This window comes from Tenacibaculum sp. 190130A14a (assembly GCF_964048965.1).
Taxonomy (GTDB): domain Bacteria; phylum Bacteroidota; class Bacteroidia; order Flavobacteriales; family Flavobacteriaceae; genus Polaribacter; species Polaribacter polynesiense.
Genome location: NZ_OZ040189.1, coordinates 838,568 through 852,135 on the forward strand (window position 1 = coordinate 838,568; position 13,568 = coordinate 852,135).

17 protein-coding genes are annotated in these 13,568 nt (G+C 31.9%); 8 read left to right on the forward strand and 9 right to left on the reverse strand.

The window, feature by feature from the left end:
- Window positions 1-14: 14 nt before the first annotated feature.
- The 9 genes from ABNT22_RS04075 to ABNT22_RS04115 form a co-directional block, all read right to left on the reverse strand.
- Window positions 15-191, reverse strand: a complete 177-nt coding sequence (locus ABNT22_RS04075) for a hypothetical protein (RefSeq protein WP_348714348.1) — start codon at window positions 189-191, stop codon at window positions 15-17.
- Window positions 192-221: 30 nt separating this feature from the next.
- Window positions 222-530 (reverse strand): hypothetical protein, encoded by a 309-nt coding sequence (locus ABNT22_RS04080; RefSeq protein ID WP_348714349.1) that lies wholly within the window; start codon window positions 528-530, stop codon window positions 222-224.
- Between the two features lie 44 nt (window positions 531-574).
- Window positions 575-1,900: a beta-1,3-glucanase family protein gene (locus ABNT22_RS04085; protein ID WP_348714350.1), complete on the reverse strand. Its 1,326-nt coding sequence runs from the start codon at window positions 1,898-1,900 to the stop codon at window positions 575-577.
- A gap of 85 nt (window positions 1,901-1,985) precedes the next feature.
- Entirely contained in the window at window positions 1,986-2,384 is a 399-nt protein-coding gene (locus tag ABNT22_RS04090) for a DUF1842 domain-containing protein (protein WP_348714351.1), read from the reverse strand.
- 39 nt (window positions 2,385-2,423) lie between these two features.
- Window positions 2,424-3,002, reverse strand: coding sequence for an AidA/PixA family protein (locus ABNT22_RS04095; RefSeq protein WP_348714352.1), 579 nt, complete (start codon window positions 3,000-3,002; stop codon window positions 2,424-2,426).
- A 649-nt stretch (window positions 3,003-3,651) separates the two neighbouring features.
- Window positions 3,652-4,398, reverse strand: coding sequence for a response regulator transcription factor (locus ABNT22_RS04100; protein WP_348714353.1), 747 nt, complete (start codon window positions 4,396-4,398; stop codon window positions 3,652-3,654).
- Window positions 4,391-5,776: a HAMP domain-containing sensor histidine kinase gene (locus tag ABNT22_RS04105; protein ID WP_348714355.1), complete on the reverse strand. Its 1,386-nt coding sequence runs from the start codon at window positions 5,774-5,776 to the stop codon at window positions 4,391-4,393. Before ABNT22_RS04105 ends, ABNT22_RS04100 begins: the two co-directional genes overlap by 8 nt.
- A gap of 437 nt (window positions 5,777-6,213) precedes the next feature.
- Window positions 6,214-6,696, reverse strand: coding sequence for a hypothetical protein (locus ABNT22_RS04110; protein WP_348714357.1), 483 nt, complete (start codon window positions 6,694-6,696; stop codon window positions 6,214-6,216).
- Window positions 6,697-6,816: 120 nt separating this feature from the next.
- Window positions 6,817-7,560: a Bax inhibitor-1/YccA family protein gene (locus ABNT22_RS04115; protein ID WP_348714358.1), complete on the reverse strand. Its 744-nt coding sequence runs from the start codon at window positions 7,558-7,560 to the stop codon at window positions 6,817-6,819.
- Between the two features lie 46 nt (window positions 7,561-7,606).
- Between ABNT22_RS04115 and ruvC the strand changes: the two genes are divergently transcribed.
- The 8 genes from ruvC to ABNT22_RS04155 all read left to right on the forward strand — a co-directional run bounded on the left by ruvC (window position 7,607) and on the right by ABNT22_RS04155 (window position 13,550).
- Window positions 7,607-8,158: a crossover junction endodeoxyribonuclease RuvC gene (gene ruvC / locus ABNT22_RS04120; protein ID WP_348714360.1), complete on the forward strand. Its 552-nt coding sequence runs from the start codon at window positions 7,607-7,609 to the stop codon at window positions 8,156-8,158.
- A gap of 6 nt (window positions 8,159-8,164) precedes the next feature.
- A complete protein-coding gene (locus ABNT22_RS04125) occupies window positions 8,165-8,884 on the forward strand; it encodes a DUF3667 domain-containing protein (protein ID WP_348714361.1) in 720 nt (239 codons plus the stop codon).
- A gap of 2 nt (window positions 8,885-8,886) precedes the next feature.
- Window positions 8,887-10,041 (forward strand): radical SAM family heme chaperone HemW, encoded by a 1,155-nt coding sequence (gene hemW, locus ABNT22_RS04130; RefSeq protein WP_348714363.1) that lies wholly within the window; start codon window positions 8,887-8,889, stop codon window positions 10,039-10,041.
- Window positions 10,042-10,053: 12 nt separating this feature from the next.
- On the forward strand, window positions 10,054-10,806 hold the full coding sequence (locus tag ABNT22_RS04135) for a cyclase family protein (RefSeq protein ID WP_348714365.1): 753 nt from the start codon (window positions 10,054-10,056) through the stop codon (window positions 10,804-10,806).
- 541 nt (window positions 10,807-11,347) lie between these two features.
- The gene (locus tag ABNT22_RS04140; RefSeq protein WP_348714367.1) at window positions 11,348-12,559 is read left to right on the forward strand and encodes an MFS transporter; all 1,212 of its coding nucleotides are present in this window, start codon (window positions 11,348-11,350) and stop codon (window positions 12,557-12,559) included.
- Complete coding sequence (locus ABNT22_RS04145; protein ID WP_348714369.1) at window positions 12,556-12,933, forward strand: VOC family protein; 378 nt, start codon at window positions 12,556-12,558, stop codon at window positions 12,931-12,933. Before ABNT22_RS04140 ends, ABNT22_RS04145 begins: the two co-directional genes overlap by 4 nt.
- Window positions 12,934-12,975: 42 nt before the next feature.
- Window positions 12,976-13,302, forward strand: coding sequence for a nucleotide pyrophosphohydrolase (locus tag ABNT22_RS04150; RefSeq protein ID WP_348709991.1), 327 nt, complete (start codon window positions 12,976-12,978; stop codon window positions 13,300-13,302).
- The gene (locus ABNT22_RS04155; RefSeq protein ID WP_348714371.1) at window positions 13,302-13,550 is read left to right on the forward strand and encodes a hypothetical protein; all 249 of its coding nucleotides are present in this window, start codon (window positions 13,302-13,304) and stop codon (window positions 13,548-13,550) included. The genes ABNT22_RS04150 and ABNT22_RS04155 overlap by 1 nt, the downstream gene beginning before the upstream one ends.
- Window positions 13,551-13,568: the final 18 nt, after the last annotated feature.

Sequence of the window (13,568 nt, forward strand, 5' to 3'; positions counted from 1 at the left end):
TAGAATATAGTAACCTATTTAATATTTGGGTTAGGTCCTAACCAAACTTTTTGAGGATAATTAGGATTCACACCTACATTTCCTTTAAAACCTTGGTTTCTTAAAAATTCAACAAATTCTTCTGTTGTTTTTGGCTCCGATACGATTACTTCATAATCAACAGAGACTTCTTTTTTGTCTAAAGTTTTCATAAGATTAGTTTTATTTAGGTTTATAAATAGTTACCATTTAACAACAGTTTCTTTGTTTTTATAAACAACTTGACCATACTCGGTAATTTCAAATGTACATTCTATTGAAGAATTGAAGTAGTTGGTAGTAAGCTCTCCACTATATTCTTGTATCCCTGTATTTTTCCATAAAGTTTGTTGAGGATTTTCAGGGTTCATTGTTCCATTTCCTAATTCTAATCCATCAAAATTTGATGAAGTAGTAATGATATTCGTTGTGGTGTCGATACTGTATGAGATTTCAAGACCTCCCATTCTTTTGACACCTTTAATTGGTGATGTTGCTGTATTGTTTGACATTTTGAATCTGTTTTAGTTATTATTGAATTGTTTTTTGGTAAGTATTATGCTAAAGTAGCTACATCAAAAAATGATACTTCCAGTGTATTTACTTTTGCAGGATCTAAAGAAATCTGCACCGCAGAGAAACGATCTGAATACGCAAAGTTGTATGCTTGCGATAATGTTTGTAAAGTAGCTGCGTACTCATTATAGTAGGCATCGTTACTCTGTAAATTTCCAAATAGTTCTGTGTTTGGTATTTTGCTAAACCAATCACTACTTTTCATAGCTCCAGCTTCTGTACCACTGATAGAAGTTGTAGAACCAATTGCTCCAATATTGAATCCAGCTAATAAATCACCAGTAATCCATCCGTATACATCATTTGCTGGACTTTGTTTAGCAGCTCCGTTTAAAGAGAACATAGCATTGGCACCATAGATTCCATCAGGATTAATTAAATCACCTTTTTTATATACTATAGTTACAGTACTTCCTCCAACAGTTCCACTTAAGGTAATATCTAAACTATCATCAATAGAAGCTGTTAAGTTGTAATCTTGAGCACTTTGTGGACCTGATGTTGGTACGTTAGGTCCTACACCATTAAAATGTCCTGCAATAGTTGCAATGGTACCCTTTCCTAAACCGTTAATACTAACTGCTCCTGCTTTAGGAGATGTTCCGAAATTATCGTTTAAATACGTTAAATACGACTCAAATAAATGGTATGGTGTAATAGGTACTCCGCCAATTGGAGGGTATGAAGATGGACCAATAATTCTTGCAAATCCAGATCCTGGTTGGTTTGAATGTTGTGTGAAATCTCCAGGAACTAAAGCAGGTTTTGCATTGGCTAATCCAGACTTTGGAGTCTGTGTTAACCCATTTAGAGCGTTGTAAACTTGGCTTGAAGTAACGCCAGGTTCTAAACCATAATCTGTTTGTACAGGAATTAAACCATCTAATGAAGTTTCTAACTTCATAGGAATACTCCAATAATCGATACTTGTTAAATCAGCCACATCAGTAGCAGCTCCATTAAACGTAAGTTCCATTTTGTCGTATCTTAAAAAGAAGTTTGGATCGGTAATGTTTTGCGCAGGTTCGTAGTAGGCATTTTGTACCTTCCAAGCTTGTCCGTAACAAACATAAATTCTTCCACTAAAGTTCGTTACTTGAACTCCTTCTTTTAATTCTTCATAAGAATACCAGTTTCCAGTACCAGCTTCAGTGTTTAATGGTTTAATATCAACTTCAAGAGGTTCAAATTCTCCAGCTTTATAACTGATGTTAAACGCATCGTCTGTACTTCCAGAAACAAAACCGATGTAAATGTTTTCTTCGGTTACTTCCCCTTTGTTAAATTTTATAGTTAAAACGCTCATAGTATGTAGTAGTTTGGTTAGTTAAGTTAGTTGAGAGAAATAAGCTCTTTGAAATAAAGCAAAGAGCTTATTGAATTAGTTGAGTTTATAGGTTAAAAGTATCTCCGTTTATAGGAAGGTTTTCATAGTTTTTACCTCTAAAAGTGATTCCACCTGAACCTTTCCAATCTGAATTTAAAGCCATATGAGCTTCAAAAGGAAGTACTATTCCGCTAAATTTGTTCTGTGGAGGAAAGTTTCCTCTAATACTGATCAACCTAACAACATCATTAAGTCCAGAAGCATGAGTAACTCCTGTTACTTGACCTGAGTAAACTTCCTCATCTCCATTGCTTATAGTTAGTTTTACTGTTCCATCAACCGTATTTTCTTCTGGATGAATTAAAAGAGAGAACCTTAATAATGGTGATAAAGGATTAGCAACTTTTCCCATAGTTCCTTTGAAATAAACTGTTTGTGCTGTTTTGTTTGCTGTTGTAGCCATAATAAATTTGTTTTAAAGTTTGGTTAGTATTTTGTTGTTTTAAGCCAATTGAGGTTTTTTAAGAGATTCAGCTTTTGCAGCTTTATAATCTTCTTCATTCGTTAATACTTTTACAAATGGATCCCAAGAATAGAACCCTAAACTAGTTCCTTCTTTATTCATGATTTGAAAAACAACATTGTATTGTGTTATTCCTGTATTTATAACATGAGAAACATAATCTCTTTGTTGTACAATTTGATACCCATATTGATTTGGCTGAGTATAAATGTGTCTAGTTGTCATTACTGCTTCAGGAGGAGTTAAAGAAATTGGATTAGGTTGCGCTCCTGGGTTAACCCCTGCAATAATTGCGTTAAATTGTAAACCAGAGCCAGGACAAGTAAGTTCCCATTGAATAGTGTCTCCTATTCTGGCGTCTATAGTTAATTCTGAATTTGCTCTAATTCTTTCGTCTGAGTCAATAAAACCTTGAGCTGTAATCATGTATACATAAGCATCTGAATCTCCGTAAGACCCTAAAGATGTTGCTGATTGTGGTGAGTTACCACCTTGAAGGTTATTGCTTAAAATAGTTTCAACGTCAATAACGCTTAAAATGTTAATTGTATTTGGCATAGTTAATAGTTTTAAGGTTCCTACTCGTAAGGCTTTTCGGATTCCGCCTCGTTTTTTTTAGTGGGGACTGCTCCACAAAAGGTTGGTTAGTTGAAATAAGTATGCTAGCGATTATTTCTGAAGTAAAACTACAGTAGAATAAGAGGTGAAAAGATTAAAATGGAATAAGAGCGGATTTCTTTTCCATAAAAAAAGGAATTGTTGGAATATGGTAGTTTAGTTATTAGTTGTGAGTTGTGAGTTGTGAGTTGTGAGTTGTGAGAATTTAATATGTAGTTGTGTTATTCGATGTCACTTTGAGTGAAATTGTAAGAAGCGAAGCGAATTAAGTAAGAATGGTTCTCGATACAATTTTTCTTCCATTGCATTCAGAAAAACCACTCGAACTGACAGATCAGGTTATTACGAGCGGAACAAAGTGGAGTGAAGTAATCTTATCAAAGATAAGTTAGTTTTCGGTGTCACTTCGAGTGAAATTATAAGAAGCGAGGCGAATTATAATTTAGTATCGAGAAGAGAAGAAGCAAAAATAGTTCTCGGTACAATTTTTCCTCCATTGCATTCAGAAAAACTACTCGAACTGACAGTTGAGGTCATTACGAACTGAACAAAGTGGAGTGAAGTAATCTTTTTATTTGGGGCTACGAATTTACTTTAGTGTACGGAATCGTTTAATGATATCCTTATAACGTTCGCTAAGCGTTACCGTATGGTTTTCTTGTAGTACAATTAAATTGTCGGTAGGAACAATCTCGGTAATCTTTTCAATGTTTACAATGAAGTTTCTGTGAGTTCTAGAGAATTTGGTATTGTCTAATAATTGTAAAATCTTTTTCAAAGAAATCAAAATAACAAACTTCTCACTAGAGGTAATAATATTGCAATACTTTTCTTCTACCTCAATATAAATAATGTCAGAAAGCAGTACTTTTTTTAAGGATTTCCCTTTTTTAATAAACAAGTAATCATTGCTAATAACAGTATCCTCTTCTTCCGTAATAAATACATCCTCTTGCTCGTAAAACTTCTCCACAGCCATTTCTATGGCATATAAAACCTCTAATTCATTAAAAGGCTTCATTAAAAAACTAAAAGGTTGGGTAAGTTTGGCGCGTTCAAATATTTTACGGTCGGTACTACTGGTTAAAAACACAAATGGTTTCGAAGCTTCTGGTACCGTATTAATGGTTTCTGCAAAAGTAATTCCATCAGGTACTCCATCTAGGAAGATATCAATAATTACAATATCTACTTTTACCTTGTAAAATAACCCCAAAGCATCTTTAAAATTACGGGCAATCCCAGATACCGTATAGTTATTGTCTGCTAGTACTTTAACTAATCGATCGCTTTCTTGAGGGGTATCCTCAATTATTAAAATATTTACATTATCCATTAAGAGGTGTTTTAGGTAAAGATACAATCATTTTAGTACCTTTTCCTAATTCACTTTCAATATCAAATTTTCCGTGATTCTTTTTTATCATCGATTTACATAATTGCAACCCTAAACCGGTTCCAATCACATCTTCATGCTCTTTTTTATTTAAAAGAACAGAGTCTTCTAATAATTTTAAACGGGTTTCTTCGCTCATTCCTAATCCGGTATCTTCAATAACCAAATCGCAATAATCTTCAGAAGAATTTCTAGAATATATTTTAATACTTCCGTTGGGTTTAGAGAATTTAATGGCGTTGTCTAACAAATTTCTCAATACAATTTTAAGAGATTCTTGATCGGCGTATATGACTTCTTTTTTAGAAACGGTATTTTCAAAAGACAATTCTTTTTCTAGTAGTAAAGGTTGGTAATTGTATGAAACGTGTTCTGCTATAATAAACAAACGATGTTTGTCTATATAAAAATACTGTTGTTCGGTTTGTAGTAAAGCCCAATTTAGAAGATTGTCTAATAACCCATAGGCACCATTTACAATACTACTGTTCTTTTGTAATAAGTTCTCTAGGGCAGTTAGGTTTTTAGATTCTAAATTATCAATAAGTACTTTGTTACTCGATTTTAAAGCATTTACGGAAGAACGTAAATCATGACTTACAATAGAAAAAAGTTTGTCTTTGGTTGTGTTGAGTTCATCTAAAGTCTCTTTTTGAGAAGCAATAATTTTATTTGATTTAACCTTTTCTCTATAAAAATAAACAGCAATGCCTAATAGGATTAATAAACCGATAGCAGAATATAAGAAGATCTTACGTTGGGTTTCTTTCAATTCATTTTGTACCTGTAAAATATCAACCTCATTTTGTTTTTGCTGTACAGCAAATTCTTTTTCTTTTTGACCCAATTCATAAATTCTTGCTTTATTATATATTGAGTCTACCCAAATTTCCATTTCTTTTCTATATTTTAAAGCATCTTGAAAATTTTTGCGATTTTCTTCAAAAACAGCCATATTTTTAGCAGTTTTTCTTTTAATATCAAATAAGTCTTTTTTTTGATTAAATTGAATGTTGTTCAATTTCTTTGATAATTTATAAGCTTTCTTGAAATAATTATAAGCTTTGATATCTTTTGATTTTGAATAATATAAATTGGCAATATTATTAGAATTATCAATGAGTTTTAATGTGTCTTTTATGTTATTATCAAGTTTTTTAAAGTAAAAATCAGCTTTGTTATATTCATCTAATAAAAAATGACACAGAGCAAGATTGTTATAAATAGAGTTTTTATCAAAGTAAAGTACTTTTTCTTCTGGTAATTTGGAAAGGGGAATCAAGTATTCTATAGCTTTGGTATAATCAGATATTGACATATATATATAAGCTAAATAAAATTCTTTAATATTGTAAAACTTAAAATCTTTTGAGACCAAAAGCAAATGTTTTTCTGCTTCATTAAAAATTCCTTTGTTAGTTAAACTTATTCCTTTAAAATAGTGATATAATTCAACGGATTTTTTGTTTTTAGAAGATTTTATAACTTGATTTTCAGTATATATTAATGTAGAATCCCACTGTTTTTTTGAGAAAAATGTTGCAGCTTTTCTTAGATTTGGAGAGCTTTTAAATTGGTTTGAATATTCAAGTACTTTTGTATAGAGAAGACTATCTTTTTTTTGGGAGTAAACGAAGCAAAAAGTAGATATATAAAAAAAAAATAAAAGTAATTTTTGACGCATATCTGGTTTAATAAATTACTCACAAATTAAAAAAAAAAACGTTCTGATTTCAATCAGAACGTTTTTTTGTTTTATTTATTTTTTATTTCTTCTTCAGGCGGTTTACTAAAAGATACTTCAGTACCTTTTGAGGTTTCGGTACCATCTCCGTTAACCATTATGTGGATTGAAGTGTTAATAGAGTCATATAGATGAACAGATGGATGTTTAGTACCTGTCAATATTCTTCCATCACCATTTTGAACACTTATGGTCCATTTATATAGATTTGAAGGTATTTCGGTATGTTCATAGTTAAATTCTACAATAAAAGCAGATTCCGAATCGTCATAATATAAACTAGGTGTTCCAGTATATCCTGAGTCTATACCAACTACAATAGTTAAGTCATAAGGCATTCTATTGGGGTCATAACCAATAGGGTTCATGTAAGCACTTAATGGTTTAGCAACAAGTATTTGATTTCCTTTGGCATCAGTGCCAAAATGAAAATCACTGCTAGGAGAAGTAGTATTTTCTTTAGTTGCCGTACTTGGTATTAATGTTTTTCCCATAATAATATGTTTTTTGAATGATTAGACAACCGAAAAGTAGTAAATAAAAAATGGCTAGGTATTAATTTATGAATAAGAGTGAAAATAAATGGAACAAGAGCAGATATTTGTGGAATATGATTAAAATCGGATAGCTAATTTTTTCAACAAACGCAACACTTCTACATACAACCAAATTAAGGTGATCAATAATCCCCAAGTAGCCAGCCATTCACGTTCTTTAGGACATCGACCTACTTGTTTGTCAATATAATAAAAGTCTAAGAGTAAGCTAAACGAAGCCACGAAAGCTGCAATAACGTTAAAACCTATGGCAAACCACGAAGTTCCCCATAAATAAGGAACGTCAATTTTTAAGAACCATAAAATCCACCCAATAAAATAGAACATAAAAATACTTACAGTTGCCGTAATAATAATGGCTCTAAATTCTTTGGTAACCTTAATTATTCGCCATTTATATAAGCTAAGCATTACAAAAAAAGTAATGATGGTTACTCCAATAGCTTGAAAGGGTAGGTTTGGAAAATGTTGATGAGCTATAGCACTAATGCCCCCTAAGAAAAAGCCTTTAGCCAAAGCATATACAGGTAATACATATTTAGCAGCACTATGTTTAAAGGAGATAAATAAACTACAAGCAATGGCAACAAATCCACCAATAGCCGTATACCATTTGGTATTCACACCACTAAAAAATAAATGCCAAGTATAACTTGCAGTTAAAGCAACCAAGCTGAGCATACAAAGAGATTTTAGTAAAATACCTCCAATAGACATGTTGGTTTTTGAGTAGTACCTTGATTTTTTCCAGAAGTATCGATTAAAAGCCGGATTAGATGTTCGTAAACCAAAAACGCCCATAAACAATTTAAATGATTAGTTTTGTGTTTGTACAAAGTACGAAAATTTGAAGACAGAAAAAATCATATTAGGTATTGACCCAGGAACCTCTATTATGGGGTTTGGAATTATTAAGATCATCGGAAAGAAGATGGAATTTGTTCAAATGAATGAGCTACTTCTAAAAAAGTACGATGACCATTATTTAAAGTTAAAAATCATTTTTGAAAGAACCATTGAATTGATTGATACATACAATCCAGATGAAATTGCTTTAGAAGCGCCGTTTTATGGAAAAAATGTACAATCGATGTTGAAGTTAGGTCGTGCACAGGGAGTGGCGATGGCAGCCGGATTATCCAGACAAATTCCAGTAACCGAATATGCGCCTAAGAAAATAAAAATGGCGATTACAGGAAAAGGAACTTCTAGTAAAGAGCAAGTAGCTTTAATGCTAAAATCTTTATTGAACCTGAAAGAACTTCCGAAGAATTTAGATGCTACAGATGGTTTAGCAGCTGCGGTTTGTCATTATTATAACTCAGGAACCAAAATAGGAGGGAAGAACTATACTGGTTGGGCAGCCTTTGTAAAACAGAATCCTAAAAAGATAGGGTAATTCATTATGGAAGCTATTTGTAAAAATTGCGAATCGAAAATAGAAGGGAACTACTGCAATCATTGTGGACAGAGAACTGCTATAGATAAAGTTTCTTTCAAAGAAACGTTCCAAGACTTAGCAAATGCTTTCTTCTCTGTAGATGCACCGTTTTACTTAACATTTAAAGAACTCTTTTTAAATCCAGGAAAACTCTTTAGGGCATTTTTAGAAGGTAAACGAAAAACCTATTACAAACCAGTATCTTTTTTTGTACTTACCATGATTGTGTATTTGCTAACAAGATCGCTTATAAATTATGATCCCATGACTACGGCAGGTGTTAAAGTAGATGGACATATTTTAGCCAAAGCTGGTAAATACATGGTAAAGAATATCAACAATATCATGTTTGTTTTTGTGTTCTCTCTAGGGGTGTTTTTAAAAGCTTTTTTCTATAAAAAATATAGTTTAGCAGAGTATACTGCGATAGCGTTTTATCTAATTGGTGTATATACCATATTCGGAACCATAACGATGTTTTATTTAAAGTATAAAGGACCTAATTACAAAGTAGTTCCAATGATACTTTTTTTGATGTACTTGATATATGCTTTGATTTCTTTTTTTCAGAAAAATAAAATTGTTGTGTTAATCAAAACTATATTTGTGTTTTTATTATCATTTAGTACCTATACCTTACTAGGGTTTTTTATGTCCTTATTGATCGTTTGGCTTAGAAATTAATCATGGCAGGAATTTATATACACATACCTTTTTGCAAGCAAGCTTGCTATTATTGCGATTTTCATTTTTCAACATCATTGAAGAAGTATGATGAGATGCTTTCTGCAATAAAATTCGAGTTAATTTTAAGGAAAGATGAATTGAAGGATGAAGTTGTTGAAACGATCTATTTTGGAGGAGGAACTCCGAGCTTATTGGCTGCTGAAGATGTAGAGTTTTTACTAAACATCATAAAAATAAATTACACAGTTTTAGAAGACCCGGAAATTACGCTTGAAGCAAATCCAGATGATTTATCTAAAGAACAACTCATTAAACTATCTAAAACTCCTATAAATAGATTAAGCATCGGAATTCAATCTTTTTTTGAAGAAGATTTAAAATTAATGAATCGTGCGCACAATGCAGAAGAAGCAAAGAACTGTTTATTAGTAGCAACTCAATACTTCGACAATATAACGATTGATTTGATATACGGAGTTCCGAATATGACTAACAAGCGATGGAAGGAAAACTTACAAATAGCTTTTGATTTTGGGATTCATCATATTTCGAGTTATGCGTTAACGGTAGAACCTAAAACAGCTTTAGAATCTTTTATAAATAATGGAAAAATACCTTCGCCAGATGAAACTGTAGCCAAAGAACATTTTGATATTCTGGTGGAAGAAACAGCAAAAAACGGATTTGTACATTATGAGATTTCTAATTTTGGAAAGCCTAATTACTTTTCAAAACACAATACCTCTTATTGGTTGAATAAAAAATACGTAGGAATAGGTCCTTCTGCACATTCCTTTAACAAAACACATAGAAGTTGGAACGTAGCTAATAATGCTAAGTATATAAAAGTCTTAAAAGAAGGAACACTTCCTTTAGAAGTAGAAGAATTAACCAAAGAAGATCGGTTTAACGAATATTTAATGACGGGTTTACGAACCATATGGGGAGTGTCCTTAAATCAAGTTGCTGAAGAGTTTGGTGCCGAATTCAAAGAAACCTTACTTAAAAATGCCAATCGATTTATTCAAGAAGGATTATTAACTGTCACTTCGAGTGATTTTGATGAAAATCAAAAATGTATCGAGAAGTTAAAAACAACTCCAAAAGGAAAATTTTTAGCTGACGGATTGGCTTCTGAATTGTTTATAATTTAAGTACCTTTGGGTATGCAAGCAACTATCCATCATAATTCTCGTAAATACACTATAGATTTAACCGAACCATTAGATATTTCCATAGCCATTGATACTTCTAAACAGCATATTAATGCGTGGTATTTAGATGACCCTGAAATAGTTCCTGTAGCTTCAGGAGATTGGGTTGGGAGTGTTGCTGAAGGAGCAGATGTGAATTTTAATAATATATCATTTAATCCACATTCTCATATTACACATACCGAATGTGTAGGGCATATTACGGAAGAAGTATATTCAATAAATAAGCATTTAAACACGTTTTTCTTTTTAGCAGAAGTAGTTACCATAGCTCCAGAACAATTGGAAAATGGAGATTTTGTAATTTCTAAAAAGCAATTGCAACATAATTTAGGAAACAAGAAAAGAGATGCAATTGTTATTCGTACAATTCCGAATCTTTTAGATAAAAAAGAGATGAGGTATTCTAATACCAATCCTCCATACATGTTGGAAGAGGCAGCAGTGTATTTAAAAGAGAAAGGAATAAAACACTTGCTTATAGACCTACCTTCAGTCGATAAAGAAAAAGACGATGGTAAATTGTTGTCTCACAATGCTTTTTGGAATACTCAAGGAGTGCTGCGTTTTGATGCTACCATTACTGAGTTCATATATGTGCCCAATAATGTGGTAGATGGAACTTATTTTTTAAATTTGATGGTAGCACCTTTTGAAAACGATGCAACTCCTAGTAAACCAATTTTGTATAAAATCGAAATGTAGTAGGTTTAGCGATTTGATAAAAATTTACTCTTGCGACGACCTTTAATCAAGGTTTGTTATTTACATTTTTTATAAATGTTTCTTTTTAGGGACCTCTATCTGTTTGGCGAGATTTACTTTATGTTTCATTTATACTTCAAAGATATAACAGCATAGGAATAAATTCAGCAACTAAAAGTCAAAGTGTCGTTTTGTATCGATGAATGGAATTTGAATACCTATTAAAGGTATTGCTGTTTCGTTATTTAAAATACTGATATAAAGGTGTTTTTTTATTTAGATTCAATATGAAATAAACGTTAAGGATTGATTTTTTGTAAAACCTGTTTCTTTTTTTTATAGTTTTACCACTCAATTAAATAGACAAATGACAAATTATACTACATGTAAGCAATGGAAATCTACTGTAAGATACAGGAGATATCGGGCTATGTATGTATTATAATTATTTTTAAATAAAATATAACTATTACGAAAAGTCCGACTTCATAGTCGGACTTTTTATTTTTATAAAAAAAGAAAACAACTAAACTTAGAAACTATGAAAAAACTGTATTTAAATTATTTAAACACATTTAAAGGCCTCTCAACAGAGGTATGGTGGTTGGCGCTTATTACATTAATAAACAGAGCAGGAACAATGGTGATTCCTTTCTTGTCTTTGTACTTAACAAAAAGCCTAGATTTTAGTTTAAAAGATGTTGGATGGATTATGACTTGCTTTGGATTAGGGTCGGTAATTGGGTCTTGGCTTGGAGGAAAGCTAACAGATAAAATTGGCTTTTATAAAGTGATGAAGGTAAGCTTATTCTTAACCGGATTATTATTTATAGCATTACAATTTGTAACAACTTTTGTTGGTTTTTGCATCGGTATTTTTTTAGTAATGTTAGTGGCAGATACTTTTAGACCAGCAATGTTTGTTGCTTTGAGTAACTATAGCAAACCAGAAAATAAAACAAGGTCGGTAACCTTAATACGTTTGGCTATTAATCTTGGTTTTTCGGCGGGTCCAGCAGTTGGAGGATTAATTATTACCTCTTTAGGTTATAATGGACTCTTTTGGGTAGATGGAATCACTTGTATTTTAGCTACATTTCTACTGATGAACGTATTGCATCCAAAGAAAGCAAAAATAGTAGATGAGGTAAAAGTAGAAAACCCGGTGTCTATCTTTTCTGATAAGGCGTTCTGGGTATTTTTTGTGAGTATGTTTGTTTTTGGATTCATATTCTTACAATATTTTTCAACGATGCCTTTGTATTATAAGGATACGCATCATTTAACAGAGTTGGAAATAGGTTTGTTAATGGGAATGAATGGATTTATCATTTTTGCATTAGAAATGCCCTTAATTAAATGGTTAGAGGATAGTAAGTATTCAAAAGAGTTTTTAATATTTATAGGACTCCTGTTAACTGGAATTAGCTTTTTTGTACTACTATTAACTAATTGGGTAGGTGTACTAATTGTTGGGATGTTGTTTATGACAATTGGAGAAATGATTGCATTTCCTTTTTCAAATGCTTTTGTAATGGATAGAGCAAAGAGGGGAAAACAGGGAGAGTATATGGCTTATTATAGTATTGCATTTTCCATTTCGCATATATTCGGACATAATTCTGGAATGCAAATGGTAGATAAGATTGGCTTTAATAGTACATGGAGTATTATGGCTATATTATCAATTGTAGGTTTGGTATTTCTATTATTGTTAATGAGTTTAATTAAAAAAGAAGGAATCAAAGGATGAATTTAAATCAAGTTACAATTCCATCAGTAGATGTGAATAGATCTGTAGAGTTTTATAAAAAACTAGGCTTGCATCTTATTGTAGATGCAAGTCCTAGATATGTTCGATTTGAACTTCCAGAAGGCCAAAGTACTTTATCTATTCATCAAGTAGAAACATTACCCAAAGGAGAAGGGATTGTATTGTATTTTGAAAATGACAATTTAGATGAACTTGTCAATCAATTACAAGATAAGGGCGTAAATTTTATTCATTTGCCAAAAGATCAAACTTGGTTATGGAGAGAAGCTCGTTTGGAGGACCCTGATGGAAATAAATTAATCTTATTTAAGGCAGGGGAACATAGAAAAAATCCTCCTTGGCGAATTAATTAGCTGGAAGTTTTATCTTTGAACTCCAAATTAGAATAGATTACAATGAATATACAAGACGCACAAAAGCAAGTTGACGATTGGATTAAGAATCACGGAGTTCGTTATTTTAATGAGCTAACAAATATGGCTCAATTAACGGAAGAAGTTGGGGAAGTAGCACGTATTATTGCACGCCGATATGGAGAGCAAAGTGAAAAGGAAAGTGATAAACAAAAGGATTTAGGAGAAGAACTGGCGGATGTAGTTTTTGTTGTTTTATGTTTGGCAAATCAAACTGGTGTAAACCTACAAGAAGCCTTTGATAAAAAGCTGGATTTTAAAACAAAAAGAGATCACGATCGTCATCATAATAATGAAAAATTAAAATAATGAGTTTAGCGAATAATATTAAAAAAGGATTTTTCTGGATCAATGTTTTAAAAATCGGAATGGTGTTTTTACTCGTTGTAGCTGCGTTCTCATTATTTTTTAAAACAGGAGGAGCTATTTTTTCTGGTGATTTTGAAACAGTTTATAATGTACATTTTGCAAATAACCAATGGGTGCGATTTTGGCTTAGTAAGATTGTTATAAGTTTGTTATATGCAATGTATACCGTGAATAAAAAAATGAAGTAAAATAAAAAACTCAGCAAT

Bases quoted from the DNA above. Each gene is read 5' to 3' on its own strand.
- ABNT22_RS04075 (WP_348714348.1), bottom strand. From the start codon at position 191: ATGAAAACTTTAGACAAAAAAGAAGTCTCTGTTGATTATGAAGTAATC.
- ABNT22_RS04080 (WP_348714349.1), bottom strand. From the start codon at position 530: ATGTCAAACAATACAGCAACATCACCAATTAAAGGTGTCAAAAGAATG.
- ABNT22_RS04085 (WP_348714350.1), bottom strand. From the start codon at position 1,900: ATGAGCGTTTTAACTATAAAATTTAACAAAGGGGAAGTAACCGAAGAA.
- ABNT22_RS04090 (WP_348714351.1), bottom strand. From the start codon at position 2,384: ATGGCTACAACAGCAAACAAAACAGCACAAACAGTTTATTTCAAAGGA.
- ABNT22_RS04095 (WP_348714352.1), bottom strand. From the start codon at position 3,002: ATGCCAAATACAATTAACATTTTAAGCGTTATTGACGTTGAAACTATT.
- ABNT22_RS04100 (WP_348714353.1), bottom strand. From the start codon at position 4,398: ATGGATAATGTAAATATTTTAATAATTGAGGATACCCCTCAAGAAAGC.
- ABNT22_RS04105 (WP_348714355.1), bottom strand. From the start codon at position 5,776: ATGTCAATATCTGATTATACCAAAGCTATAGAATACTTGATTCCCCTT.
- ABNT22_RS04110 (WP_348714357.1), bottom strand. From the start codon at position 6,696: ATGGGAAAAACATTAATACCAAGTACGGCAACTAAAGAAAATACTACT.
- ABNT22_RS04115 (WP_348714358.1), bottom strand. From the start codon at position 7,560: ATGGGCGTTTTTGGTTTACGAACATCTAATCCGGCTTTTAATCGATAC.
- ABNT22_RS04125 (WP_348714361.1), top strand. From the start codon at position 8,165: ATGGAAGCTATTTGTAAAAATTGCGAATCGAAAATAGAAGGGAACTAC.
- hemW (WP_348714363.1), top strand. From the start codon at position 8,887: ATGGCAGGAATTTATATACACATACCTTTTTGCAAGCAAGCTTGCTAT.
- ABNT22_RS04135 (WP_348714365.1), top strand. From the start codon at position 10,054: ATGCAAGCAACTATCCATCATAATTCTCGTAAATACACTATAGATTTA.
- ABNT22_RS04140 (WP_348714367.1), top strand. From the start codon at position 11,348: ATGAAAAAACTGTATTTAAATTATTTAAACACATTTAAAGGCCTCTCA.
- ABNT22_RS04145 (WP_348714369.1), top strand. From the start codon at position 12,556: ATGAATTTAAATCAAGTTACAATTCCATCAGTAGATGTGAATAGATCT.
- ABNT22_RS04150 (WP_348709991.1), top strand. From the start codon at position 12,976: ATGAATATACAAGACGCACAAAAGCAAGTTGACGATTGGATTAAGAAT.
- ABNT22_RS04155 (WP_348714371.1), top strand. From the start codon at position 13,302: ATGAGTTTAGCGAATAATATTAAAAAAGGATTTTTCTGGATCAATGTT.